Origin of the sequence: Pigmentiphaga kullae (assembly GCF_004216695.1) — a bacterium.
GTDB lineage: Bacteria > Pseudomonadota > Gammaproteobacteria > Burkholderiales > Burkholderiaceae_B > Pigmentiphaga > Pigmentiphaga kullae.
This window is the reverse complement of the sequence record NZ_SGXC01000002.1, coordinates 161,457-184,426: the sequence shown is the minus strand read 5'-3', so window position 1 is coordinate 184,426 and position 22,970 is coordinate 161,457. Positions and strand designations below refer to the sequence as shown.

Below are 22,970 nucleotides of genomic sequence, written 5' to 3'. Positions count from 1 at the left end.
GCCGGCGCCGCCTTCGGTTTTTAGGGATGGGCTAAAATCGGGCGCAAATTATTTACTATTTTGCATAAATCACCCGCGCCCGTCCCATGGACCGCTTCAAGCAGATCGAATCCTTCGTCTCGGCCGTCGTACGCGGGAGCCTGTCGGCCGCGGCCCGCAGCGAAGGCGTCGCCCCCGCCGTCATCGGCCGGCGCATCGACGCGCTGGAAGCCCGGCTGGGCGTCAAGCTGCTGATCCGCACCACGCGCAAGATCTCGCTCAGCGCCGAGGGCACGGAATTCTTCGAGGAATGCCAGCAGATCCTGCAGACGCTGGAGAACGCCGAGAACAGCGTGGCGGCAGGCGGCGAGCATCCCAAGGGACACTTCCGCGTCACCGCGCCGGGCGGCTTCGGCCGACGCCACGTCGCCCCCCTGCTGCCGCGGCTGCTGGATGCCTACCCCGGCATCACCGTGACGCTGGACCTGAGCGACCGGCTGGTGGACCTGGTCAACGAAGGTTATGACTGCGCCATCCGCATCGGCGACCTGGCCGACTCCAGCATGGTCAGCGTGCGCCTGGCCGACAACCGCCGCATGGTGGTCGCCGCGCCCGCCTACCTGCGCCGGCACGGCACCCCGCAGCACCCCACCGACCTGGCGCGCCACAACTGCCTGTCCTTCGGCACCGGCGTCAACCAGGCGCGCGGCTGGCTCTTCACCCTGGACGGCAAGACGACACCGCAGCGCGTATCGGGTACGCTGGAGTGCACCGACGGCGCCGTGCTCCATGCCTGGACGCTGGACGGACGGGGGCTGGCATGGCGATCGCTGTGGGAAATCGAGGACGACCTCAGGGAAGGCCGGCTGGTGACGGTGCTCGACGAATTCGCCGCGCCCCCCAACGCCATCTACGCCGTGTATCCTCAGCGCAAGCATCTGCCGCTGCGCGTCCGCGTCTTCATCGACATGCTGCGGCAAAGCTACGCCAAGCGCCTGCCCTAGCCCTCCCGGACCGGTGCCCGCCCAGGCCGCCGCCGGCCCAGAACCAAGACAAGCCATGACCAAACGCATTCCAGTTACCCTAGACTCCGTACGCTGCTCGACCTGCGGGCTGGGACAGTTCTGCCTGCCCGTGGGCATGGCCGCCGAGGACGCCGGCCGGATGGACGAACTGGTGCAGCAGCGCGTGCGGCTGGCCCGGGGCGAATCCCTCTTTCGCTTCGAAGACGGCCTGGACGCCGTCTACGGCATCCGCTTCGGCACCCTGAAGACCTATCTCGAACTGGCCGACGGGCGCCAGCAGATCACCGGCTTTCACCTGCCCGGCGAGATCGTGGGGCTGGACGCCCTGGGCCGCAGCAGTCATGCCTCGACCGCCATCGCGCTGGAGGACAGCGAGGTCTGCGTGATCCCGGTGCGCGACCTGTCCTCGCTGGCCAACCACCTGCCGTCGCTGCAGCGCCAGCTCATGCGGCTGATGAGCCGCGAGATCGAACAGGACCAGCAGATGCTGCTGTCGCTGGGTACCATGCGCGCCGAAGAGCGGCTGGCCGTGTTCCTGGTCAGCCTGTCGGAACGCCTGGCCGCGCGCGGCTATTCCTCGTCGGCCTTCGTGCTGCGCATGAGCCGCGAGGAAATCGGCAACTTCCTCGGGCTGACCCTCGAGACGGTGAGCCGGCTGTTCTCGCGCTTCGCCAAGTCCGGCGTGCTGCGCATCCAGCAAAAGCAGGTCGAGATCCTCGACATGCCGGCGCTGCGGCGCCTGGCCGGCCCCCATTGCTAGCAGGACATCGATGACCACTTCCCCCCAGGCGGGCGCCAACGCCCCCATGTTCGCCCAGGCCCGCGCGCTGGATCCGCAGCGCCACGCCCATCTGCGGTTCGACCGCCAGGCCGGCTACGCCTTCGCGCGCGGCCAGACCGCGGTGCCGCTGGTGGCCACGGAGTTCGCGATGGCCGCGCGGGACCTGCCCATCGTGTTCGCCGGCGACGAGCAGATGCCCATGGCGGTGCTGGGCCTGCGCAACGCGCAGAACCTGATGGTGGACGCCGCCGGGCGTTGGCGGCCCAGCCGCTACATTCCCGCCCACCTGCGGCGCTATCCGTTCATCCTGCAGGAAGACCCGGCCAGCCAGCGCTACGCGCTGTGCGTGGACGAAGACGCCGAGCACCTGCGCAGCGCCGCCGCCGATGCCCAGCCCCTGTTCGAGGGCGGACAGCCTGCTCCCGTGGTCGGGGAAATGCTGCAGTTCCTGGGAGAGCTCCAGGCCGGCCTGGCCATGACGCGCGACTATGTCGCGGCCCTGCGGGCCGAGAACCTGCTGATCCCCCGCCAGGTGGCCGTGGACCTGCAAGGCGGCGAGCGTGTCACGCTGGACGGCTTCCTGGTCGTGGACGAGAGCCGCTTCGACCAGTTGCCCGACGCCACGGCCACCGCATGGATGCGCAAGGGCTGGCTGGCCATGACCTACTTCCATCTGCAATCGCGGCTGAACTGGGGCCACCTGGTGGCGCTGGCGCAATAGCCGCGAGGCCGTTCACGCCGCCTCGGAGCAGGCCGGCGGCGTCGGGCCGGCACCCACCTTGCGCAGGCTGGCGCCTATGTGCAGGTCGGCGATCTGCCGGCGCAGCCAGGTGTTGGCGCTGTCATGGTGGTAGCGCGCATGCCAGAACTGGCGCATGTGCGTATGAGGGGTCTGGAACGGCAGCCGCGACCAGGTCGCTCCGGCGGCATCGTCGGTAATGGCCTGGGCGATGACCTCGGGCACCGTGACGATCAGGTCCGTCTGCGCCAGGATCTTGGGCAGCACCAGGTAATTGGGCACGCGCAGCGCCACCTCGCGCCGGTGCCCCTGCTTGCCCAGTTCCTTTTCGATCTGCAGGTCGGTCTTGTTGGCCGTTACCACCAGGTGCCGCGCCGCGAGGTATTCGTCCAGCGTGATCGCCTCGGCCGCCTTGCGAAAACCGTTGCCCATCACGCAGACATGCTGGTCGACGAACAGGCCTTGCTGGTAGAAGCCGCTCTGCAGTTCCTGCAGATTGCCGACGGCCAGGTCGGCGTCGCCGTTTTCCAGGGCCGCCCGGTAGTGTTCGCGGCTGAGGCTGCTGACCTCCAGGCTGATGCCCGGCGCCGACGACTTGAAGCGCGCCACCAGCTGCGGCAGCACCAGGAACTGGGAAAAATCGGACATCAGCAGCGTGAAGCTGCGCTGGCTGGAAGCCGGGTCGAACCCGCTGGCCTGTTCGAAGCCGTTGCGCACCAGTTCCAGTGCCCGCAGCACGCTGCCGGCCAGCTCGGACGCATAGGAAGTGGGTTCCATGCCGCCCTGCGTGCGCACGAACAGCGGGTCGTTGCATTGGTTGCGCAAACGCAGCAGGGCGTTGCTCATGGACGGCTGGGACAGGCCCACGCGTTCCCCCGCGCGCGTCACGTTGCGCTCGAGATAGAGCGCCTCGAAGACCAGCAGGAGGTTCAGGTCGAGCTTGTTGATGTCCATGGCAGCATGACTATATCCGCCGGTTCCCGAATAGACAATGCAGGGTCCGGCGGCCCTACTGGCCGAATTCCAGCGCCACCTTCGAACGCCTGGCGATGGCGTCCCAGCGCGTCAGTTCCGACTGGTTCACCCGTGCGAACGCCACCGAATCCAGCGGCCGCGGTTCGAAGGCGGCCGCCTCCAGCCGGGCGGTCATGTCGGGCTGGCGCAGGCCGTCCGCGATGTCCCGCCCCAATTGACCGACGATGGCGGCCGGCATCTTCGCCGGACCGTAGATGCCCAGCCAGCTCGTGACGACGAAGTCCTGCACGCCCGCCTCGGCCATGGTGGGCACCTCGGGCAGTTGCCGGATGCGATACGAACTGGTCACCGCCAGCGCGCGCAGCTTGCCGCTCTTGAGCAGGGGCACCACCGGCGGCAGATTGGAAAAACAGAAATCCAGGTTGCCGTTCACCGTGTCGACCAACGCCTCGTTGCTGCCCTTGTAGGGCACGTGCATGAGGTCGATGCCGGCGGTCGAGGCGAACAATTCGCTGGTCAGGTGCACCGAGGTGCCCAGCCCGTTCGAACCGTAGCTGAGCGGCTTGGGCGAACGCCTGGCATGCGCGATCAGCTCGCGCACCGAGGTGGCGGGATGATGCTGCGGGACGACCAGGATGTTGACGAACTCCGCCACCTGCGCGATGGGGACGAACGACCGCACCACATCCAGGGGCAGGTTGCGCACCGTGACCGGCGGGATCACGTTGCCGCCCAGGCCACCGGTGATGAGCGTGTAGCCATCTGGAGGCAGGCCGGCGACGTACTGCTGGCCGATGATGCCGCTTGCCCCCGGCCGGTTTTCGATGACCGTGGGCTGTCCGTACTTGCGGGTCAGCACCTCGCCGACCAGGCGGGCCGCCACGTCGGTCACGCCCCCGGGCGGATACTGCACCACGATGCGCACGGGACGGGACGGATATTTCTCCTGCGCCCGCAGCGCCGGGGTCCACGACAGGGCCGCCACGCCGCCCGCCGCCTTCAATGCTGTTCGACGATCCATAAGTCCCTCGATGCGATATGAAGAAATTCCTGCGACCCCTGGAGCGGCTAGCGGATGAACTGCCGCACGTAGTCGTCGCCCAGCCCCGCTTCTCGATAGTGGCGCCTGCACATCTCGATCTTGCTGAACACGTCCTCGTAGCCGATCTGCATGCCCTGCTCGTCCAGGTAGACCATGGCGCCGCTGACGTTGAAGAAGGTGATCATTTCGTCGTGCTCGGCGTCGGCGTCCACCATCAGGGTATGGATCTCGCCCGGCGGCTCGAACACGAAGCGGCCGGCCGAGGCCACCCAGTCGTGCTCCAGGTAACGCCAGGAGCCCTTGATGACGTAGCCGAACACCGGCGCGGGATGGATGTGCCGGCTCAGGACGCCCGAGCGCCGCACCCGCAGCAGGTTGCACCAGCCGCCGCCCAGCGTGTTGAAGAACAGCGGGCGGAACCAGACGTTGGGCGCCTGCGGGACCCAGACGCGCTCGTCGGCGGGGACGGCGTCGATCGCGATCTCGGGCAGGATGCCCGGCAACTGCGCCAGGGGTTGGGCAAACACGGTTCCGGTCATGCGGGGTCTCCTTGCCGGCCGTCGCCGGCATCGTCGGGGCGCGCCTGCGCGCGCAGGAAATCGAAGTCGCATCCATGTTCGGCCTGCATCACGTGCCGCTGATACAGCCATTGGTAGCCGCGCTGCGCCGCAGGCCGCACGGGCGTCCAGGCGGCGCGGCGGCACTCCAGCTCGGCTTGGTCCACCAGCAGGTCGATCGTGCGCCGCGCCACCGACAGGCGGATCCGGTCGCCGTTCCTGACCAGGGCCAGGGGCCCGCCCGCCGCGGCCTCGGGCGAGACGTGCAGCACCACCGTGCCATAGGCGGTGCCGCTCATCCTGGCGTCCGAGATGCGCACCATGTCGCGCACGCCCTGCCGCGCCAGCTTGGCCGGGATGGGGATGTAGCCCGCCTCGGGCATGGCGGCCGCCAGCGGCCCGGCGTTGCGCAGCACCAGCACGTCGTCGGGCCGTACGTCCAGATCCTCGGCATCGAGCCGCTCGGCCATGTCCTCCAGGGTGTCGAAGACCACCGCCCTGCCGGTGTGCTCGAACAGCGCCTCGTCCGCCGCCGCGCGCTTGATCAGCGCGCCGTTGGGCGCGAGCGAGCCGGACAGCGCCAGCAGCCCGCCCTCGGGCTTGAGCGGTTCGACGCGCGGGCGGATCACCGCGCGATCCACCCAGGCCTCGCGCTGTTCGTCCAGCAGCTCGCCCACCGTGCGGCCGGTCACGGTCAGGCAGTCCAGGTGCAGCAGATCGCGCAATTCGCGCAGGATGGCCTGCACGCCGCCGGCCGCGTACAGATCCTCCATGTAATGCGAACCGGTGGGCTTGAGATCGACCAGGACCGGCGTCTCCGCCGACAGCCGGTTCAACCGGGCTGCGTCCACCGGCAACCCCAGCCGTCCGGCGATTGCCGTCAGATGCAGGACCGCGTTGGTCGATCCGCTGATCGCCAGCAACACCCGCAGCGCGTTGTCCACGGCCTTGCCGGTCACGATGGCGTCCGGCCGCAGGCCTGCGCGCGCCAGCCACACGGCCTGCGCGCCCGAAGCTTCGGCGGCCCGCAGGCGATCGGCGTGGACCGCAGGGATCGCCGCCGTGTGCGGCAGCATCATGCCCAGCGCCTCGGCCACGCAGGCCATGGTGCTGGCCGTGCCCATGACCGCGCAGGTCCCCGCCGTGGTCGCCAGCTTGCCTTCGATCGCGCCGATCTCGCCGGCGTCGATCGCGCCAGCGCGGTAGCGGCCCCAATGGCGCCGGCAGTCGGTACAGGCGCCCAGGCGCTCGCCGCGGTGGCGACCCGTCATCATGGGCCCGCCCACCAGCTGGATGGCTGGGCATCCGGCCGACAGCGCCCCCATCAACTGGGCCGGCACGGTCTTGTCGCAGCCGCCCACCAGCACCACCGCGTCCATGGGCTGGGCACGGATCATCTCTTCCACGTCCATGGACATCAGGTTACGGAACATCATGCTGGTCGGATGCAGGAACGGCTCGCCCAGCGAGATGCTGGGAAACTCCATGGGCAGTCCGCCCGCGGCCAGCACGCCGCGCTTGACCGCCTGGACCAGCTCGGGAAAATGCCGGTGGCAGTTGTTGAACTCGCCGCCGGGATGCGCGATGCCGATGACGGGCCGCGCCAGCGCCTCGCGCGGGTGTCCCATGGACAGGGCGAACGAGCGGCGCAGGAAACGCGCGAACTCGGTGTCGCCGTAATGGGTCAGGCCCCGGTCCAGGCCTTTGGGCGGCTCGTCATGCATGGGCCGCCCCCATGCCGTCGCGCACCGCGGGATTCACCATGGCAAGCGGCTGCCGTCCCCCCAGGGCATCGAGCAGGTTGGTCACCGCCAGTTCCATCATCGCGCGCCGCGTCTCCACCGTGGCGCTGCCCGCATGCGCCTGCAGCACCACATTGGACAGCGCGCACAACGGACTGGCCGGGTCGAGCGGCTCGCGCTCCATCACGTCCAGCCCGGCGCCCGCAATATGGCCTTCCCGCAGCGCCTGGATCAGCGCGGCCTCGTCCACCACCGGCCCGCGCGCGGTATTGATCAGATAGGCCGACGGCTTCATGGCCTCGAACTCGCGCATGCCCACCGAGCCGCGCGTCTCGGCCGACAGGGGAACGTGCACGCTCAGGAAATCGGACTCGGCCAACAGTTCGTCGCGCGTGCGGTAGGCGGCCAGCCCCTCTTCCTCGGACGCCGTGTCGCGGTTGCGGTTGTGATAGATCACCCGCATGTCGAAAGCCTGCGCGCGCCGGGCCACCATGCGGCCGATGCGGCCCATTCCCAGCAGTCCCAGCGTCTTGCCCGCCAGGTCCGAGGTCAGCGGCGCGGGCCCCCGCAGCCAGGCGCCCCGGCGCACGTAGGCGTCGCCTTCCACCATGTCCCGGGCCAGGCAGATCACGAAGCCCATCGTCAGGTCGGCCACCGCGCGATCGAGCACGCCCGGCGTATTGCAGACCAGCACGCCTCCCTTCGTGGCGCGCGGCACGTCGATGTTGTCATAGCCCACGGCGAAGTTGGACACCACCGCGACGGCCGGCAGCGCCTCCAGCGTGGCGGCGTCCACCGGGGTGCGCACCGTGCACAGCACGCCGCGCGCCACGGCGCGGTCGGCGGCGGATACCGCCTCGTCCAGCCGCTGGCCCGTGGGAACGTCGACGATCCGGCAGGCCGCCTCGATGGCCGCGCGCAAGTCGGGCGGCACGGGAGCGCTAACGATGACAGTAGGTAAGGATTGCGGCATGGCACTTCTCCGGGTCAGACGGACGAACGACGCCCGTGGCCGCGCACGGACGCGCGGACACAGGCGGGAATGGAATGAATGGCGGAAAGCGGCCCGGCGCAGCCGGGCCGGGTCAGCGGGCGGGTTTTTCCTGGATCGCGCCGCGCAGGCGCGACTCGGTGTTCTCGACGTGGATGCGCGCGCACTGCCGCGCCGCCTCCGGATCGCCCTTCTCGATCGCGGCCAGCAGCCGCGTGTGCTCCTTCTGCGCCGCGGCTCCGCGCCCGGACACCTTGGCCGAGCGGCTGCGCGAGACATCCAGGTTCTTGCGCAGCAGGACCGCCAGGAAATCGAAGAACATGATGTAGTTGCGATTGCGGGTGGCGCGCGCCACCGCCCGGTGGAAGCGCAGATCCGCATCCACGCCGCGCGCGATCTCGCCGCTGGCGACGGCCTTGCCCATCTCGTCCAGCGCGGCGCGCATCTCGGCCAGGTCCTCCGGGGTGCGCCGCTCGGCGGCCAGCGCCGCCGCTTCGATCTCGAATCCCCGGCGCAGTTCGACGATGCCCAGGATCTGCTCGACGTCCTCGTCGCTGGCGGCATGCAGGCGCAGCACCGACAGGGGCGTGTTCGCGATCACCGCCAGGCCGCGCCCCTGCTTGCTGCTGACGATGCCTTCGGCCTTCAGGCGCGAGACGGCCTCGCGCAGAACCGTGCGGGACACGCCCAGCCGGTCGGCGATCACCTGCTCGGGCGGCAGAACCTCGCCCAGCTGGTACTGCCCGCCGGTGATCTCGTCCATCAGCATCCGCGTGATGCGTTCGGTCAGGTTGGGTTCGGCGCGCACGGGCTCCGGCGCGTCTTTGAGCAGGGCCATCGGAGTCTCCTTTATACGATAATAGCATTAGACTCCCTCCTCCCATTCGAAGCAGAACCCCTGCCGGCGCAGCGCCGGGCCGACGCCGCCATAGGCATCGGCGGCGTAGCGGCTGGACACCGCATCCGACCAGTTCTGGGCGCCTTCGCGCCCCAGCCCGCGCGAGTAGCCGTCCATGTCCGCGTCCATCGCATCGATGGCCTCCGCCACCCGCTCGCGGTCGTAGGCTTCCGGATGCCAGCTTGCCTCCAGCGCCATGCGCGGCTTGCGGACCTTCGATGCCGCATGCGGATATCCCAGGCAGACGCCCGCCAGCGGCGCAACCAGGCGCGGCAGGCGCAGCAATTCGATGGCCTCGTCCATGCCGCGCCGCACGCCGCCGATGGGGCAGACCCCCAATCCGGCGGCGCGCGCGGCCGCCATCATCGTCCCCATCAGGATGCCCGTGTCCAGCGCGCCGATCAGCACGCTGTTGACGTTGTCCAGGACGAGCTGGCGGCGGCCATGGCGGCCGGCCGCCAGCTCGGTCTTGTGGAAGTCCATCAACAGCACGACGAACACCGGCGCGCGTTCTATCCAGGCCTGATTGCCGCTGCATCGCGCCAGCGCGGCCTTGGTCCGCGGGTCGCGCACGGTGACCCAGGACACGTTCTGCGCGTTGTTCCAGGTGGGCGCCCGGCGCGTGGCCTCGAACACCGCGGCCAGCGTCTCGTCATCCACCGGACGGGCGGAAAAATCGCGCTCGCTTCGATGCGCGCAAAGGTGCTCCAGCACAGGATTCATCGTCTGCTCCACGGATATGATTATAGTATAATCATATTTGTTGGAGTCATCATTGTTTTTTCCAAGGAGCCGTTCCACCATGCCGCATGCCGACTTCATCCACATCCCCGTGCCCCAGGGCAAGTCCCCCATCAGCCGCGCGGTGGGCGTGCCGCCCGGCGCCACCACCTACTACCTCAGCGGCCAGATGCCCACCGTCGTGGACCCCGCCGCGCCCGCCGACAGCCGCCAGGCCTATGGCGACACGCGTACGCAGACCCGCAGCACGCTCGAGCGGCTGGACGGCATCCTGCGGGGCCTGGATATGTCCATGCGCAACGTGGTCCATATCCGCGCCTGCCTGGTGGCCGACCCGGACAAGGGCAACCGGATGGACTTCGAAGGCTTCAACGCCGGCTATGCCGACTTCTTCGCCGGCCAGCCCGACGGTCATCCGGCGCGCATGGTCTATCAGGTGGCGGGGCTGGTGAATCCCGGATGGCTGCTGGAAATCGAGGCCATGGTCGCCCGCTGACCCGTGGAGCCGGCCGCGAGGCCGGCCGCACGGCGGTTGCTCAGGCCAGGGTATACGCCGTCTTCACGGTGGTATAGAACTCGGCCGCGTAGGTCCCCTGCTCGCGCGGACCGTAGCTCGATCCCTTGCGGCCGCCGAACGGCGCATGCGGATCCACCCCCGCCGTCGGGCAGTTCACCATCACCATGCCGGCCTGGGCGTGCCGCTTGAAATGCGTGGCGTGCTTGAGCGAGGTCGTGCAGATGCCCGCCGACAGGCCGAATTCGGTCTCGTTGGCCAGCGCCAGCGCTTCGTCGTAGTCCGCCACCGGGATCACCGCCGCGACCGGCCCGAAGATTTCCTCGCGGCAGATGCGCATGTCGTTGCGGCAGTCGGTGAACAGCGCCGGCTCCAGATAGTGGCCGTCCTTGGCGCGCGCCACCCGCCGGCCGCCGCAGGCCAGCGTGGCTCCCTCGTCCCGGCCGATGCGCAGGTATTCCTCGTCCTGCTGCAACTGGCGCGCATCCACCACCGGGCCGATGTCGGTGCCCGGCGCCAGCGCGTCATCCACGCGCAGCGCGGCCATGCGCGCCTTCATCGCCCGCACGAAACGGTCGTGGATGCCGCGCTGGACGATCAGCCGGCTGGACGCGGTGCAACGCTGCCCGGTCGAGAAAAAGGATCCCTGCACAGCGCATTCGACGGCCTGGGCCAGGTCGGCGTCGTCCAGCACGACCAGCGGATTCTTGCCGCCCATTTCCATCTGCACCTTGGCGAACCGGCGCGTGGCGGCCTGCGCCACCTGCCTGCCGGTCGCCACCGATCCGGTGAAGCTCAGCGCGTCTATGCGCGCATCGTCCAGCATGGCCTGTCCCACCACGCTGCCGCGCCCCATCACGAGATTGAAGACGCCCTCGGGCAGCCCGGCGCGGCTGATGATCTCGGCCAACGCCCACGCGCTGCCGGGCACCAGGTCGGCCGGCTTGAAGACCACCGCGTTGCCATACGCCAGCGCCGGGGCGATCTTCCAGGCCGGGATGGCCAGCGGAAAATTCCACGGCGTGATCAACCCCACGACGCCCACGGGTTCGCGCGTGACCTCCACGTCCACGCCGGCCCGGGCCTGGGGCAGCCGGTCGCCGCGCAACCGCAGCGCCTCGCCGGCGAAGAAGCGGAAGATGGCGGCCGCGCGCGCCGCCTCGCCCACGGCCTCGGGCAGGGTCTTGCCCTCTTCGCGGGCCAGCAGCCGGCCCAGTTCGTCCTTGCGCCGCAAGAGTTCGATGCCGATGGCATCCAGGCATTCGGCGCGCTGCGTGGCGCTGGCCAGGCCCCACCGCCCGGCGGCGTCGCGCGCCGCGCCTATCGCCCGATCCACCTGCGCCGGCGTGGCGTGCGCATATTCACCGACCAGGTCTGTCACGTCGGAAGGATTGATGTCGCGCGTGGCGCCCTCGCCTTCCAGCCATTGCCCCGCTATGTAGTTCGCATGCATGTCGTCGATTCTTCCGTGGCTGGCGCCGCTCAAGGCAGCATGACCTCGATCAGGCGCGGCCCGCGCTCGGCCATGGCCCGCCGGAACGACCGTCGCAGTTCGCTTACCGTCGTCGCGCGTTCGGCCTGCACGCCGAAGCCCGCGGCCATGCCCAGCCAGTCCAGCTCGGGACGCGACAGTTGCAGCAGGTCGCGTACCGGCGGCGAGGAAAGCTCGTAGCCGTTGCGGCGCATCTCGTCGATCAGGATGTTGTAGCGGCGGTTGGAGGCGATGAGGATGGTCGCGTCCACGTTCTCGCGCGCCATCGACCACAGGGCCTGCACCGTGTAAAGCGCGCTGCCGTCCGATTGCAGGCCCACGACCTTGCGCTCCGGCGCGGCGATGGCGGCGCCGAACGCGGCCGGAATGCCCTGCCCGATCGCGCCGCCCGTCAGCACGATGCTGGCATGGCGAGAGGTCCGCGCGGCAATGGCGTTGAAGGGAAAGGCCAGGGTCTTGCCCTCGGCCGAGATGATGGCCTGGTCCGGCAGCCAGGCGGCCACCACCCGAGCCGCGCTCTCGGGCGTCAGGCTCTCGCCCAGGTCCTGGTCGGTCACGCGTTCGACCGGCTCCAGACCGCGCCGGGCCAGCTTCAGCACGTCGGCCAGCTCCGCCAGCGTAGCGGCGCCGCCCCGCCCTTCCTGACACAGCTCGACCATGCGCGCCGGATCGCCCAGATAGCTGGGATAGCCCTCCACGCCGAAGAACGCCACCGGACGCCGGGCGCCGACCAGCGCCACGAGTTCGAAACCCAGCAGATAGGCATGGGCCTGTTCGGCCGCGGGATTGAAGCGGCGAATGGCCGGCAGGCCGCCGCCGTGTTCGCTGCGCGCGGGAAAGGTCTCGCCCACGACCTCGACGTTGGCCAGGTCGCGGAACCGCAGCGCCTCCATCAGCGCCGGTTCGTGCAGGGCGTCTCCACCCAGCAGCAGCAAGGTCTTCCTGCCCGCGGCGACATGGGCCGCCACCTGTTCGACCAGGCCGGCCTCCAGCACCGCCGGCGCGTCCGCCACGCGGGCGGCGAAGACGGGTTCGTCCATCGTCGTCGCCTGCAGGTCCATGGGCAGGATCAGGGTGTGGATGCCCCCCTTCGGCGCCATCGCGTTGGCCAGCGACTGGCGTGCCGACATCACCAGCGAGGCCGGCGAATCGGCCCGGTAGACGCCGGCCGACACGGGCCGCGCCAGCGATTCGATGTCGCTGGCCAGCGGCGGGTCGGCCTCCACATGCCACGACATGTGTTCGCCGATCACGTTGTAGACCGATGAGCCGGCGCGGCGGGCGTTGTGCAGGTTGGCGATGGCGTTGGCGAAGCCCGGCCCGAGATGGGTCAGCGTCATCGCGGGCGTGCCGCGCATGCGGTAGTAGCCGTCGGCCGCGCCCGAGCATACGCCCTCGAAGGCGCACAGGACGGGCCGCACCTGCGGCACGGCATCCATCGCGCCGACGAAGGGTAGTTCGGTCGTGCCGGGGTTGGCGAAACAGACCTCGATGCCCGAGGCGGCGGCGCTGCGCAGCAGCCATTCGGCGCCGGTCTGCCGTGGGGAAGCGTTCATGCCACCAGCTCCTGCCGCGTCGCCTCGGCCAGCGCCGCGTCGATGATGTCCAGACCCTGTTCGAACAAGGGCATGGGGGTATTGAGCGGAAACAGGAAACGGATCACGTTGCCGTGGCTGCCGCAAACCAGCAGGATCAGCCCACGCGCCAGCGCATGCTCGCGCACGGCCTGGGCCAGCGCCGCCGACGGCCGCCCCTGCTCGTCCAGCAGCTCCATGGCCAGCATGGGCCCGAGGCCGCGCACCTGGCCGATGCAGCGATGCCGGGCGCGCGCCGCCTCCAGCCGCTCGCGCATCGCGCGGGCCAGCCGGTTGCCGGCCTCGAGCAGGTTTTCCTGTTCGAACACATCCAGCACGGCATGCGCGGCAGCCACCGCCAGCGGCGCGCCGGCATAGGTGCTGCCCAGGCCGCCAGGCGCCACGGCGTCCATGACCTCGGCGCGCCCGACCACCGCCGACAGCGGCATGCCGCCGGCCAGGCTCTTGGCCACCGTGGTCAGGTCGGCCGCCACGCCGAAATGCTCCATCGCGAACATCGCGCCGGTACGCCCCATGCCGCACTGGATCTCGTCGGCGATCAGCAGCATGCCGTGCCGGTCGCACAGCGCGCGCAGGCCGCGCATCAGCGCCGGCGGCGCGGGCAGGAAACCGCCCTCGCCCTGCACCGGCTCGATCACGATGGCCGCCACGCGCGCGGCCTCGACGTCGTAGCGCAGCAGGTCCTCCAGCGCGGCCAGGGAACGGGCCACCGCCTCCGGCGTATCGGCGGACGGGAACGGCACGCGGTAGACGTCCCCCGGGAACGGACCGAAGCCGGTCTTGTAGGGCGCAACCTTGCCGGTCAGTGCCAGGCCCATCATCGTGCGTCCATGGAAAGCGCCGGTAAAACCGATGATGGCGGTCCTGCCGGTGGCCGCGCGGGCGATCTTGACCGCGTTCTCCACCGCTTCCGCCCCGGTGGTGAAGAAAACCGTCTTCTTCGCGAAGTCGCCCGGCACCAGCGCGTTCAGGCGCTCGGCCAGCGTCACGTAGGAAGCGTAGGGCACCACCTGGTAGCAGGTATGCGTGAAGCGCCGCGCCTGCTCGACGATGGCGGTCTCGACCCGGGGATGACGATGGCCGACGTTCAGCACGCCTATGCCGCCGGCGAAATCGATGTAGCGGCGGCCCGCCTCGTCGGTCAGCTCGCTGCCCGACGCCTGCGTGGCATAGATTTCGGTCACCAGGCCCACGCCCCGCGGACAGGCCGCGTTCTTCCTGTCGGTCCAGCTAGCGGTCACGACCCTTCTCCTTGTTGATGGCCATCGGCCATGTCGACGATGTCCTGCGCGAACACGGTCCGTTCGTCATCGCCGACCAGCTCCGGTTCGGACGGGTGCTCCACGTAGCGGCAGATCAGCCAGACCCCGTCCTGCGGGTTCTCGATCAGTTCGACGACGGCGCCCTCGTTGGTCCGCAGCCGGGCTCCCGGCTTGATGTCGATCAGATTCAGCGCGTTGTGTCCGCTCATGCTTCACCCTTCGGCGCGGATATTCGCCAGCCGCGCCACTTCCTTCCACCGCGCCAGTTCGGCCCGGTTGAAGGCGGCATAGGCGGCGGCATCCTTGGTCGCCACCTGGAAGCCCACGGTCTCGAAGCGCTGCACGTTCTCGGGCTGCTGCGCGCCGCGCACGATGACCTCGCCCAGTTTGCGGATGACGTCGGGCGGCGTGCCGGCGGCCGCGTAGGCGCCAAGCCAGCTGGTCACGACGAAGTCCGGCATGCCCGACTCCAGCATGGTCGGCACGTCGGGCAGTTCCTTGGTGCGCCGCGCGCTGGACACCGCGATGGCGCGCAGCGTGCCGGCCTTGACCAGGGCGTTGACGGCGGGCGCGTTGGCAAACGCCATGTGCACATCGCCATTGCGCAGGCCCGAGATGACCTCGCCGCTGGACCGGTACGGAATGTGGATCACCTTGGTGCCGGCCTGGAGGTTGAACAGCTCCGAAGTGAAATGGGCCGAAGTGCCCACGCCGTTGGTGGCGTAGTTCAGCTTGCCGGGGTTGGCCTTGGCGTACTCGATCAGTTCGCTCACGTTGCGCGCCTTCACATCGCGCCCCACCAGCAGCACGTTGACGAATTCCGCCACCTGTGCCACCGGCGTGAAACTGGCCTGGGGGTCCACCGGCAGATTGGGATTCAGGATGACGGGCAGGATCAGGCCGCCCAGGCCGCCCGACAGCAGGACGTGGCCGTCGTGCGGCTGTTGCAGCACATATTGCTGGGCGATCGTGCCCGTGCCGCCGCCCTTGTTCTCGACGATGGCGGGCTTGCCGAACTCCTTGCTCAGGATTTCCGCCATCAGCCGCCCGGCAATGTCGGTCACGCCTCCCGGCGGGTAGGCGACCACGACCTTCATCATGCGCGACGGGAAACCGTCCTGGGCCCACGCGGGGCAGCCGCCCAGCGCCGCGGCGCCCGCCAGCATCTTCAGCACATCTCGACGATCCATGTTTCGATACCCCCAGTCAGAAGAAGACGGTCAACGCCTTGCCCAGCAGCACGGTCTGGTCCAGCAGGATCTCGCGCCGCAGGACCTTCCAGCCCGTTTCCGTGCGGCGCAGCGTGTCGTTGCGCTTGCCGACGAACCAGGCGACCTCGGTGTCCAGGCGGTTCTGGTAGACGATGAAACGCGAACGCGTCCGAATTTCCTCGTCCAACCCGGCGCCGGACGTCTCCAGGATGCGTACGTTGGTCAGCAGGTGCGAAGTGCGCGAAGCGGGCTCCTCGGCCCAGTGCATGCCGGTGTTGATCTGCTCGACCCGCTGGCGCAGGGTCGTCAGGCCCTCGTCGAACCACGCGGCCTCCACGCCCTCCCGGGTACGTTCGCGCTCGCGGTTGTCGCGCCTGACGTTGCGCGCGATGGGCATCCAGTAGCGGATGTCCTCGTGCAGCAGGGTCAGCCATTCGTCGAAGCGGCGCTCGTCCAGCAGATCGGCCTCGCGGTAGAAGAACTGTTCGACCTCGCGCAGCAGGAAGGCGTGGTCGGGATTCAGGTGAGTGTCGGTCATGGCGCGCTCCGCTTATTCGTCGTAGGTGGGCATGAGGTCGTCCCACGAGCGCCCTTCCATGAACTGCGCCCATCTCGCGTAATAGTTCCGGTTGTTCTCTTCGGTGAACTCGCCCGTGGTCACCGCGCCGCGCAGGCCCGGGACCGGCTTGGCGTGCCCGATGCCCATCTGGTAGTTGTAGTGCAGCGTGCGGGCGATGGTGCCGGTGCTCGACTCGGTGGCGTAGCACCAGTTCTCCATGTCGTCGGACTCGGTCATGCCGCCCGGGCCCGAGTAGCGCAGGTAATAGGCGCGCGCCGCGTCCTTCACCTCCTGCGGGGCGTCCTTGTCCACGAGATAGATGCGCCACATCTCGGTCTCGGTCGCGCTGACCGGATGGAACACCGCGATGGTGCGCGGCTGGCGGCCGTGCACGGCCATGTTGGGAAACACGGTGCCCACGCTGTGCAGCACGCGCATGGTGCCGGCCAGATTCTTCTCGCGTTCCTCGTACACCTTGCGGTAGTACTGCTCCACCTCGGGATAGTTGGCGAAGATGGGCGTATAGGGATTTTCCTCGTAGTACGGCGCGCGCCCGACCAGCCCGTGCCCCAGGTCCTTGAAGGAAATCGACACCCGGTTCGGCGTGGGGTCGCGCCGGCCCTTGCCGCCGGGCCCGATGCCCACGACATCCACCGAGCGGTGGCTGATGTCATGATAGAGATCGGCGTTGAAGTTCTCGGCCGCGGTCTTCCAGTTGCAGGGAATGCGCCACTTCTGCACGCCGCCTATCATCTCCGACCCGCCCGGGCTGCCGTCGCGATGGTCCAGGGCGAAGTCCAGGTACAGCTTCATGTCGCCCAGGTACGCTTCGAACGATGGCGCGTTTTCGTCCCAGGTCGCCCAGATCGTGCCCTTGTAGTTGACCAGCTTGGCCACCGACTTCAGGCCCCAGTTCTTCTTGTCCAGTTCGCCGTAGTAGTGGGTCTTGAAACCCGGCACGCCCACCAGTTCGCCGGCCCGCTCGACCAGCTTGCCGTCGGTGGAATAGCTCCAGCCGTGATAGGGACAGGTGAAGGTGCGGTTGTTGCCCTGGTCGTAGCGGCACAGCCGCATGCCGCGGTGCAGGCAGCTGTTGAGCAGGACCTGGAGCTGGCCCTGGCGGTCGCGGGTCAGGATGACCGAATCGTTGCCCATCCGGCTGACGAAGTAATCGTCGGGATTGGGCACCATGCTCTCGTGCCCGACGAACAGCCAGGCGCGGGAGAAGATCTGTTCCAGCTCTTCCTGGAAAATGTCCTGATTGACGTAGACTTCTCGGCTGACCGTGCCCAGCTCGGCATCGACCAGTTGCTGCGGGGACCACTTCCGACTCATGTATCGTTCTCCGGATTGCGTGAACGGCGGCGGGGATGCGGGCGCGGCCGGATGGCGCGCCGGCGTCCTGCCGGACATGTGTCTAAGGTAGAGACGAGGCCTTCGGGTGTCTACGCAGGCCCAGCCATACCGGGTATGGCTGACGTGAATATCGGGCCCGCGCGGCCGGGGCGGCGGGACACCGTCAACGCAGGGAATGGGCCATCTGCGCCCCATAGCGGGACAGCAGGCCGCGCGCGGCGCGGACCTCCCACAGCCGCTCGCCGCCCTGCACGCGCGCCATCATGCGGGCCATCAGGGCCATGTGGTCGGAACTGGGGATGGGGCAGGCATAGCGCACCAGGTTGGTCAGCGCGCGCAGCGCCAGCGGCGGAGAGTCCAGCGCGCAGGCGGTGGCCAGCGCCCGCTCCAGCCAGGGCCGGAACACGCTGGCCGGCTGCCCCTGGCGGAACAGCTGCTTGCCCCGGATGCGCTCGAATTCGGACTGCACGTAGCGGGCCTGGGTCTGCGTGACCTCGCGCAGCCCGTGCGCCGTGGCGTCGAGCCCCGCGCCCACGTCCTCGACCAGGTCGCACGCGTCGGTCCAGCGCGCGACCAGCAGCGGCGCGATGCCCTTCATGATGGCGGGAATCCGCTGGACGCACGAGGCCATCTCCCCCAGCGCCGAAGCATCGCCGCGCACGGCCTTGACCCAGGCCTCGCTGGTCTCGGCGCAGACGGCCCACAATGGCGTTCCCATCTCGCGCGCGATCTGCAGCGCCTCGGACGACAGGGTGGCGACATCGTCGACCTCGCGGTTCAGGCGATGCAGCTCGGTGGCCGACACCAGCGCGTACAGCAGCGAATAGCGGTGGCCGATCCGGCGCGCATGGGCCACCGATTCGCGCGAGGCCTGCAAGGCCTCCTCGATCCGGCCGGTGTGCCAGCAGGCGATGGACAGGACGGCCAGGTTGGTGACGCGGGCATCCTCGCCCAGGACCAGGTTGGCATGCTGGGGCTGGTAGGCCTTGGCGCCGTGTTCGAGATCCGCCACCGCCTCGGCGAAGCGCCCCAGGAAGAAATAGCTGTAGCCCCGCGCATAGTACGCGTGCGACAGCAGATTGGGATCCTCGGCCGCGACCGCCATCCGCAGCAGCGTTTCCGCCAGCGTCAACGTCATCGAGAAGTTGGCCCACGAGCTGGCGCTGGTCCACAGCCCCCAATAGATCGGGAACAGCCGGGGATCGTCGCCCAGCGGCTGCGCCAGGGTCAGCGCCGACCGGAAAGTCTCCACCGCCTGCTCGGAACCGAAGCCGTAGAGCGCGCACAACTGGATGCCGAATTCCATCCGGATGCGCAATTCCTCCATGATGGCGTCTATGCCCTCGCCCTGGCGCTCGAACCATTCCAGGGCGCTGCGGTAGTAGCTGACGGCCTCGCGGTAGGCGCACTGCGCGGCCGCCTTGCGTGCCGCCTCCAGCAGGTACTTGACCGCCGGCGCGCGGCTGCCGGCGCCGGAGTAGTGCCAGGCCAGCACCTCGGGATTGCCCTCGGCCAGGCTCGATTCGAGCCGCCGGGCCAGGCGCGCGTGCGCCTGGACGCGCGCCACCCGGGTCTGCGACTGATAGGCCGCCTCGCGCAGCAGGGCGTGGCGGAAGGCGTAGGCCTTCTCGTCGCAGCGCACGATGATGTTCTGGCGCAGCATGATGGCAAGCGCCTCGGCCAGTTCGGCGCGCGGCTCGCCCGTGGCTTCGGCCAGCAGGTCCAGCGTGAAGTCGCCCCCCACGACCGAGGCGAACTGCGCAACGTGGCGCGCCCTGCCCACGCTGTCGATGCGGGACATCAGCAGGTCCTGCAGCGAGGCCGGCAGCGACCAGGGCGCGACGGGATCGCGCCGCTCCGCCAGCACGTCGCGCGTCAGTTCCTCGGCGTACAGCGGTATCCCTTCGGAAAGCTTGATGATGTCGCGCAGCAGGTCCGCGTCGATGTCCTTGCCCTCGGCCACCGCATGGACCAGGTCGACGACCGCGAAATCGTCCATGGGCCCGAGGTCGAGCTGGTCGACCTCGACCGAATGCTTCCAGGGCGGCACGAACTCGGGCCGGGCGGTGATCAGCAGCATCCTGTCCGGCAGGGGACGCTCCACCAGCAGCGCCAGGACGTCGCGCGTGGACGGGTCGGCCCAATGCACGTCGTCGAAGCAGACCACGCCGCCCGGCGGCACCATCACGCGCAGCAGCTCATGGCACAGGGGGCCGATTTCGTCCACGCCGCCGGGGCCTGGCGTGCCCATCTGCGCGCCGGCCAGCATGCGCTCGCTGATCGCGTCGAGTATGCGCTCCGCGCTTTCGGGCAGGCCCGGCTGATCGGCGGCCAGGCGCTCGCGCCAGGCGCGCATCCAGCGCACGAAGGGATGGTAGGGCATCTGCCTGAGCTCGGACGAGCATTGCAGGACCACGCGCTCGACCTGCAGCGTGTCGCAGAAATGCTCGACCAGGAAGGACTTGCCGAGTCCGGCCTCGCCGCGCACCAGGCCGACGTAGCCCCCTCCACGGTGATACGCGTCGACCAGCCGCGCCATTTCCTCGTCCCGCCCGCAGAACGCGCGCGCCGCTTCCGGCCGTTGCGGGGAACATTGGCCGCTGACCAGGAACACCTCCACTTCGACCCCGCGGGAACGGTCGGTCAGCTGTCCCGCCGGTTCGGTGCTGTATCCATCGCCCAACAGGTGCAGGGTGACATCGCTCACGGCCACGCCGGCCCCTCCGGCCAGGGCGCCAAGCTGGAAGGCCAGGCGCGACACCATGCCGCCGGCGTCGGGCACGTCGTTCTCGGTGGAACTGATGGCGATGCCGGTATGCACGCCCAGGGCAGCGCGCACCGGCAGGTTGGTCGATTCGTCGCCCCACTGCCGCGACCAGATGCTGTTGTGGCAAAGCAGCGCCGCCGTCACGGCGCGCCGCGCGGCATCTTCTTGCGCGAAGGGATAGCCGAAATAACCCAGCAGGCCGCTGGGCATGCGCACCACGTGGGCGCCCGCGGCCCGCAGCGTCGGTTCGCAACAACCCATCAACTGGCGCTGGACCTCGGCGATGTCCTCCGGCTCTCCGGTCACCTCGAACTCGCACGACAGCACGGTCAATTGGCGCCGCTCTCCCAGCGGCGCCTGCCGGCGCGTACCGGCCTCGCGACCCGCGGCGGGCGCCTCCAGCAGCGCCGCCACGGCGGCGTCCGGCGTGGTGCCCAGCTCCATGTCGAGCAGGTGGCGGTAGCGCTGGAATTCCCGTCTTGCCCGGTCCAGCTGGCCTGCCTTCACCAGCAGGCGCAGCATCTGGTGCCAGGCCGCGTCGTCCAGCGGCGCCACGGCCACCCATTGCTCGGCGCATTCGATGCCCGCTTGAAGGTTCCCCTCCCGCTCGTGGCTTTCGACCAGCATTCCCAGGGCCTGGAGATAGCGCTGGTGATACTGCTCGCGTCGCATCTGCACCCAATTGCCGAAATCGGGCGCATCGTCCAGCTCCAGCCCCTGGAGGAACTCGCCGCGATACAGCGCCACCGCGTGGGCGATGCGTTCGGCATCGATGACCGCGCCCATGGCCAGGGCGCGCTGCTCGCTGTCCAGGACGGAGGTAAAGGCCCCTACGTCGGTCCACAGCCCGGCCTCGGCCCGCAGCCGCAGCACGTCGCGGCTGCTTTCGATGGCATCGGGCTTGAGCGCGTCCTTCAGCAGGAACAGCATGCGCCGCAGGTTTTCGCGGCCCGCCTGCACGCTGGCGTCGGGCCAGAGCAGGAAGGCGAGCGCCTCGCGCGTGTGGAAGCCCCCCTCCAGCGCCAGGTACGCCAGCAACGCTCTCGCCTTGTTGTAACGGATGGAAAGCGGTCCATCCGCGCTCTCCATGGCCAGGGGCCCCAACAGGTACAAAGAAAGCGAAGATCGCATAGCTTCTGGGATGCCGCGCAATAGAAATCTGAAGGGAGTCGCATCGTGGGAAGGCCCGCCGGGCTTGCCTCCCGGTCGACTCCCGGCTTACGGTTCATGCGTGACGGCCTGGTTCGGGCCGAGCATGCCGGAGTTTTTTTCCTGGTTCTTTACACCGTTCTAAAGTGATTTAAATACATCATTTATAGGCCGCGTGCCAGGGACTATCGCCCCGTAAATCTTTTCTAATTGAAAAGAATGTCACAACCATGCGAGTTTGGCATGTGCAACATGTTTCAGTCGGTTTTGCGACCACAAAGAGGGGAAGGCCGGGAAGCCCGCCGCAGGCGGGGGAAGCCCCTCTTCCGGTGGGCGTGGGGCCCGTCAGTGCGCGCGCCGGGCCTTGGCGGCGATCAGCGCGGCAAAGAAGGCCGCCAGGCAGAACGCAAGAAACGCGCCCAGATAGGGTCCCTGGCGCAGACCGGCGTCCAGCATGACGCCGAAGGCGAGCGGCGCCAGCGCCGAGCCCGTGTCCATGCCGGAATAGACCAGCCCGTAGACCGAACCCGTGGCGCCGCGCGGCGTGACGCGGCGCACCAGCATGTCCCGCGACGGGCCGGCGACGCCCGCGCACAGCCCCGCCAGGGCCACGCAGGGTACCGCCGCCGCCATCGGCAGCCAGCCCATGGCCAGCAGCGCCAGCAGCGCGCCGGCCGCCACGAAGGACATACCGACGATGCGCTCGCTGTGGGGCCCGCTGGAAACCAGGAAACCTCCCAGCACCATGCCGCAGGCACCGGCCACCATGTAGCCGGACAGCGCGGTGCTGGCGGTCACGCTGGAGATGCCGTAGATGGATCCCAGGATGGGGATGGTGTAGTTCTGGACCGCCGAGATCGCGACGGACGAGAACATGAAGAACAGGAAGGCGCCCCAGACCACGGGATTGGCCAGCAGCGCCCCCAGCGAGGTGCCCGCCGGAGCCGCTTCCAGGCGGCGCCCGCGGACCGGCCGGCGCGCCGCCTCCACCGCCAGCAGGCGCCGGCCCACCACCGTCATGGTCAGGATGATCGCCACCAGCAGGCCCGCGCCGAAGGCGGCGACGCGCCAGTTGAACAGGTGGGTGAGCGTCGTGATGAATATCGGCGTGGTGGCCCAGCCCAGGTTGCCGGTGATGCCGTGCGCGCTGAAGGCGTGCCCCAGGCGGGGGCTGCTGACGCGCCGGTTGAGGATGGAGAAATCGACGGGGTGGAAGACCGAGTTGCCGATGCCGGCCACCACGGCTGCCGCCATCAGCCAGCCGTAGCTGCTGGCCAGTCCCAGCAGCAGGCCCGCCGCGACGAAGCAGGCCAGGCCGAACCACAGGACGGGGCGCGCGCCCGCCCGGTCCACCACGAAGCCGGAGCTGGCCTGGCCCACGCCCGAGATCGCATAGAACACCGCGACCAGGACGCCCAGTTCGGCGAACCCCAGTCCGAACTCCGTCGCCAGCGGCGCGAACAGCGAAGGAATCACCAGTTGGAAGAAATGGGAGCTGGCATGGGCGATTCCCACCAGTCCGATGACTTTCCAGTCGAGCCTGCGCCGGGCGAACTTCATCCCGGGGGCGGCCAATACTTGCTGCACGTCGTCTC

The 22,970-nt window shown here is 69.0% G+C and carries 20 protein-coding genes; 4 read left to right on the top strand and 16 right to left on the bottom strand.

Translation table 11 applies throughout. The features are described from left to right. Positions 1 to 86: 86 nt before the first annotated feature. The 3 genes from EV675_RS15095 to EV675_RS15085 are packed head-to-tail and all read left to right on the top strand — an operon-like array spanning position 87 to position 2,506. Complete coding sequence (locus EV675_RS15095) at positions 87 to 983, top strand: LysR family transcriptional regulator (RefSeq protein ID WP_130358176.1); 897 nt, start codon at positions 87 to 89, stop codon at positions 981 to 983. A 55-nt stretch (positions 984 to 1,038) separates the two neighbouring features. After that, the gene (gene fnr / locus EV675_RS15090; RefSeq protein ID WP_130358175.1) at positions 1,039 to 1,764 is read left to right on the top strand and encodes a fumarate/nitrate reduction transcriptional regulator Fnr; all 726 of its coding nucleotides are present in this window, start codon (positions 1,039 to 1,041) and stop codon (positions 1,762 to 1,764) included. A gap of 10 nt (positions 1,765 to 1,774) precedes the next feature. Continuing rightward, positions 1,775 to 2,506: a SapC family protein gene (locus tag EV675_RS15085; RefSeq protein WP_130358174.1), complete on the top strand. Its 732-nt coding sequence runs from the start codon at positions 1,775 to 1,777 to the stop codon at positions 2,504 to 2,506. Between the two features lie 12 nt (positions 2,507 to 2,518). On the opposite strand, the gene EV675_RS15080 is transcribed toward EV675_RS15085, so the two are convergent. The 7 genes from EV675_RS15080 to EV675_RS15050 form a co-directional block, all read right to left on the bottom strand. Then, on the bottom strand, positions 2,519 to 3,478 hold the full coding sequence (locus tag EV675_RS15080; protein WP_130358173.1) for a LysR family transcriptional regulator: 960 nt from the start codon (positions 3,476 to 3,478) through the stop codon (positions 2,519 to 2,521). A gap of 55 nt (positions 3,479 to 3,533) precedes the next feature. Further along, the gene (locus tag EV675_RS15075) at positions 3,534 to 4,520 is read right to left on the bottom strand and encodes a Bug family tripartite tricarboxylate transporter substrate binding protein (RefSeq protein ID WP_130358172.1); all 987 of its coding nucleotides are present in this window, start codon (positions 4,518 to 4,520) and stop codon (positions 3,534 to 3,536) included. Positions 4,521 to 4,567: 47 nt separating this feature from the next. Then, positions 4,568 to 5,080, bottom strand: a complete 513-nt coding sequence (locus tag EV675_RS15070; RefSeq protein WP_130358171.1) for a 2,4'-dihydroxyacetophenone dioxygenase family protein — start codon at positions 5,078 to 5,080, stop codon at positions 4,568 to 4,570. After that, a complete protein-coding gene (locus EV675_RS15065; protein ID WP_130358170.1) occupies positions 5,077 to 6,822 on the bottom strand; it encodes an IlvD/Edd family dehydratase in 1,746 nt (581 codons plus the stop codon). Before EV675_RS15065 ends, EV675_RS15070 begins: the two co-directional genes overlap by 4 nt. Beyond that, positions 6,815 to 7,813 (bottom strand): 2-hydroxyacid dehydrogenase, encoded by a 999-nt coding sequence (locus EV675_RS15060; RefSeq protein WP_130358169.1) that lies wholly within the window; start codon positions 7,811 to 7,813, stop codon positions 6,815 to 6,817. The genes EV675_RS15065 and EV675_RS15060 overlap by 8 nt, the downstream gene beginning before the upstream one ends. Before the next feature lie 112 nt (positions 7,814 to 7,925). After that, positions 7,926 to 8,669, bottom strand: coding sequence for a FadR/GntR family transcriptional regulator (locus EV675_RS15055; protein ID WP_130358168.1), 744 nt, complete (start codon positions 8,667 to 8,669; stop codon positions 7,926 to 7,928). 27 nt (positions 8,670 to 8,696) lie between these two features. Beyond that, positions 8,697 to 9,452 carry a nitroreductase family protein gene (locus tag EV675_RS15050; protein WP_165404621.1) on the bottom strand — a complete coding sequence of 252 codons (756 nt, stop codon included), beginning with the start codon at positions 9,450 to 9,452 and terminating at the stop codon, positions 8,697 to 8,699. A gap of 79 nt (positions 9,453 to 9,531) precedes the next feature. Here EV675_RS15050 and EV675_RS15045 point away from each other — a divergent pair, with 79 nt between their 5' ends. Continuing rightward, positions 9,532 to 9,966: a RidA family protein gene (locus tag EV675_RS15045; protein WP_130358166.1), complete on the top strand. Its 435-nt coding sequence runs from the start codon at positions 9,532 to 9,534 to the stop codon at positions 9,964 to 9,966. A gap of 40 nt (positions 9,967 to 10,006) precedes the next feature. Here the strand turns inward: EV675_RS15045 and EV675_RS15040 are convergent, their stop codons facing one another. The 9 genes from EV675_RS15040 to EV675_RS15000 all read right to left on the bottom strand — a co-directional run bounded on the left by EV675_RS15040 (position 10,007) and on the right by EV675_RS15000 (position 22,935). Beyond that, positions 10,007 to 11,437 (bottom strand): aldehyde dehydrogenase family protein, encoded by a 1,431-nt coding sequence (locus EV675_RS15040; protein WP_130358165.1) that lies wholly within the window; start codon positions 11,435 to 11,437, stop codon positions 10,007 to 10,009. A gap of 29 nt (positions 11,438 to 11,466) precedes the next feature. Beyond that, positions 11,467 to 13,032 carry an acetolactate synthase large subunit gene (locus EV675_RS15035; protein WP_130358164.1) on the bottom strand — a complete coding sequence of 522 codons (1,566 nt, stop codon included), beginning with the start codon at positions 13,030 to 13,032 and terminating at the stop codon, positions 11,467 to 11,469. Continuing rightward, on the bottom strand, positions 13,029 to 14,312 hold the full coding sequence (gene gabT, locus EV675_RS15030) for a 4-aminobutyrate--2-oxoglutarate transaminase (RefSeq protein ID WP_130358163.1): 1,284 nt from the start codon (positions 14,310 to 14,312) through the stop codon (positions 13,029 to 13,031). The genes EV675_RS15035 and gabT overlap by 4 nt, the downstream gene beginning before the upstream one ends. After that, positions 14,309 to 14,542, bottom strand: a complete 234-nt coding sequence (locus EV675_RS15025) for a hypothetical protein (protein WP_130358162.1) — start codon at positions 14,540 to 14,542, stop codon at positions 14,309 to 14,311. Before EV675_RS15025 ends, gabT begins: the two co-directional genes overlap by 4 nt. Before the next feature lie 3 nt (positions 14,543 to 14,545). Beyond that, positions 14,546 to 15,523 (bottom strand): Bug family tripartite tricarboxylate transporter substrate binding protein, encoded by a 978-nt coding sequence (locus EV675_RS15020; protein WP_130358161.1) that lies wholly within the window; start codon positions 15,521 to 15,523, stop codon positions 14,546 to 14,548. Between the two features lie 16 nt (positions 15,524 to 15,539). Continuing rightward, positions 15,540 to 16,082: a 3-phenylpropionate/cinnamic acid dioxygenase subunit beta gene (locus tag EV675_RS15015; RefSeq protein WP_130358160.1), complete on the bottom strand. Its 543-nt coding sequence runs from the start codon at positions 16,080 to 16,082 to the stop codon at positions 15,540 to 15,542. A 12-nt stretch (positions 16,083 to 16,094) separates the two neighbouring features. Then, positions 16,095 to 17,438: an aromatic ring-hydroxylating oxygenase subunit alpha gene (locus EV675_RS15010; RefSeq protein ID WP_130358159.1), complete on the bottom strand. Its 1,344-nt coding sequence runs from the start codon at positions 17,436 to 17,438 to the stop codon at positions 16,095 to 16,097. Between the two features lie 184 nt (positions 17,439 to 17,622). After that, positions 17,623 to 21,264: an AfsR/SARP family transcriptional regulator gene (locus tag EV675_RS15005; protein WP_165404620.1), complete on the bottom strand. Its 3,642-nt coding sequence runs from the start codon at positions 21,262 to 21,264 to the stop codon at positions 17,623 to 17,625. Positions 21,265 to 21,720: 456 nt separating this feature from the next. Next, positions 21,721 to 22,935, bottom strand: a complete 1,215-nt coding sequence (locus EV675_RS15000) for an MFS transporter (protein WP_130360115.1) — start codon at positions 22,933 to 22,935, stop codon at positions 21,721 to 21,723. Positions 22,936 to 22,970: the final 35 nt, after the last annotated feature.

Coding starts and splice junctions, on each gene's coding strand:
- EV675_RS15095 (WP_130358176.1), top strand. CDS start 87: ATGGACCGCTTCAAGCAGATCGAATCCTTCGTCTCGGCCGTCGTACGC.
- fnr (WP_130358175.1), top strand. CDS start 1,039: ATGACCAAACGCATTCCAGTTACCCTAGACTCCGTACGCTGCTCGACC.
- EV675_RS15085 (WP_130358174.1), top strand. CDS start 1,775: ATGACCACTTCCCCCCAGGCGGGCGCCAACGCCCCCATGTTCGCCCAG.
- EV675_RS15080 (WP_130358173.1), bottom strand. CDS start 3,478: ATGGACATCAACAAGCTCGACCTGAACCTCCTGCTGGTCTTCGAGGCG.
- EV675_RS15075 (WP_130358172.1), bottom strand. CDS start 4,520: ATGGATCGTCGAACAGCATTGAAGGCGGCGGGCGGCGTGGCGGCCCTG.
- EV675_RS15070 (WP_130358171.1), bottom strand. CDS start 5,080: ATGACCGGAACCGTGTTTGCCCAACCCCTGGCGCAGTTGCCGGGCATC.
- EV675_RS15065 (WP_130358170.1), bottom strand. CDS start 6,822: ATGCATGACGAGCCGCCCAAAGGCCTGGACCGGGGCCTGACCCATTAC.
- EV675_RS15060 (WP_130358169.1), bottom strand. CDS start 7,813: ATGCCGCAATCCTTACCTACTGTCATCGTTAGCGCTCCCGTGCCGCCC.
- EV675_RS15055 (WP_130358168.1), bottom strand. CDS start 8,669: ATGGCCCTGCTCAAAGACGCGCCGGAGCCCGTGCGCGCCGAACCCAAC.
- EV675_RS15050 (WP_165404621.1), bottom strand. CDS start 9,452: ATGAATCCTGTGCTGGAGCACCTTTGCGCGCATCGAAGCGAGCGCGAT.
- EV675_RS15045 (WP_130358166.1), top strand. CDS start 9,532: ATGCCGCATGCCGACTTCATCCACATCCCCGTGCCCCAGGGCAAGTCC.
- EV675_RS15040 (WP_130358165.1), bottom strand. CDS start 11,437: ATGCATGCGAACTACATAGCGGGGCAATGGCTGGAAGGCGAGGGCGCC.
- EV675_RS15035 (WP_130358164.1), bottom strand. CDS start 13,032: ATGAACGCTTCCCCACGGCAGACCGGCGCCGAATGGCTGCTGCGCAGC.
- EV675_RS15025 (WP_130358162.1), bottom strand. CDS start 14,542: ATGAGCGGACACAACGCGCTGAATCTGATCGACATCAAGCCGGGAGCC.
- EV675_RS15020 (WP_130358161.1), bottom strand. CDS start 15,523: ATGGATCGTCGAGATGTGCTGAAGATGCTGGCGGGCGCCGCGGCGCTG.
- EV675_RS15015 (WP_130358160.1), bottom strand. CDS start 16,082: ATGACCGACACTCACCTGAATCCCGACCACGCCTTCCTGCTGCGCGAG.
- EV675_RS15010 (WP_130358159.1), bottom strand. CDS start 17,438: ATGAGTCGGAAGTGGTCCCCGCAGCAACTGGTCGATGCCGAGCTGGGC.
- EV675_RS15000 (WP_130360115.1), bottom strand. CDS start 22,935: ATGAAGTTCGCCCGGCGCAGGCTCGACTGGAAAGTCATCGGACTGGTG.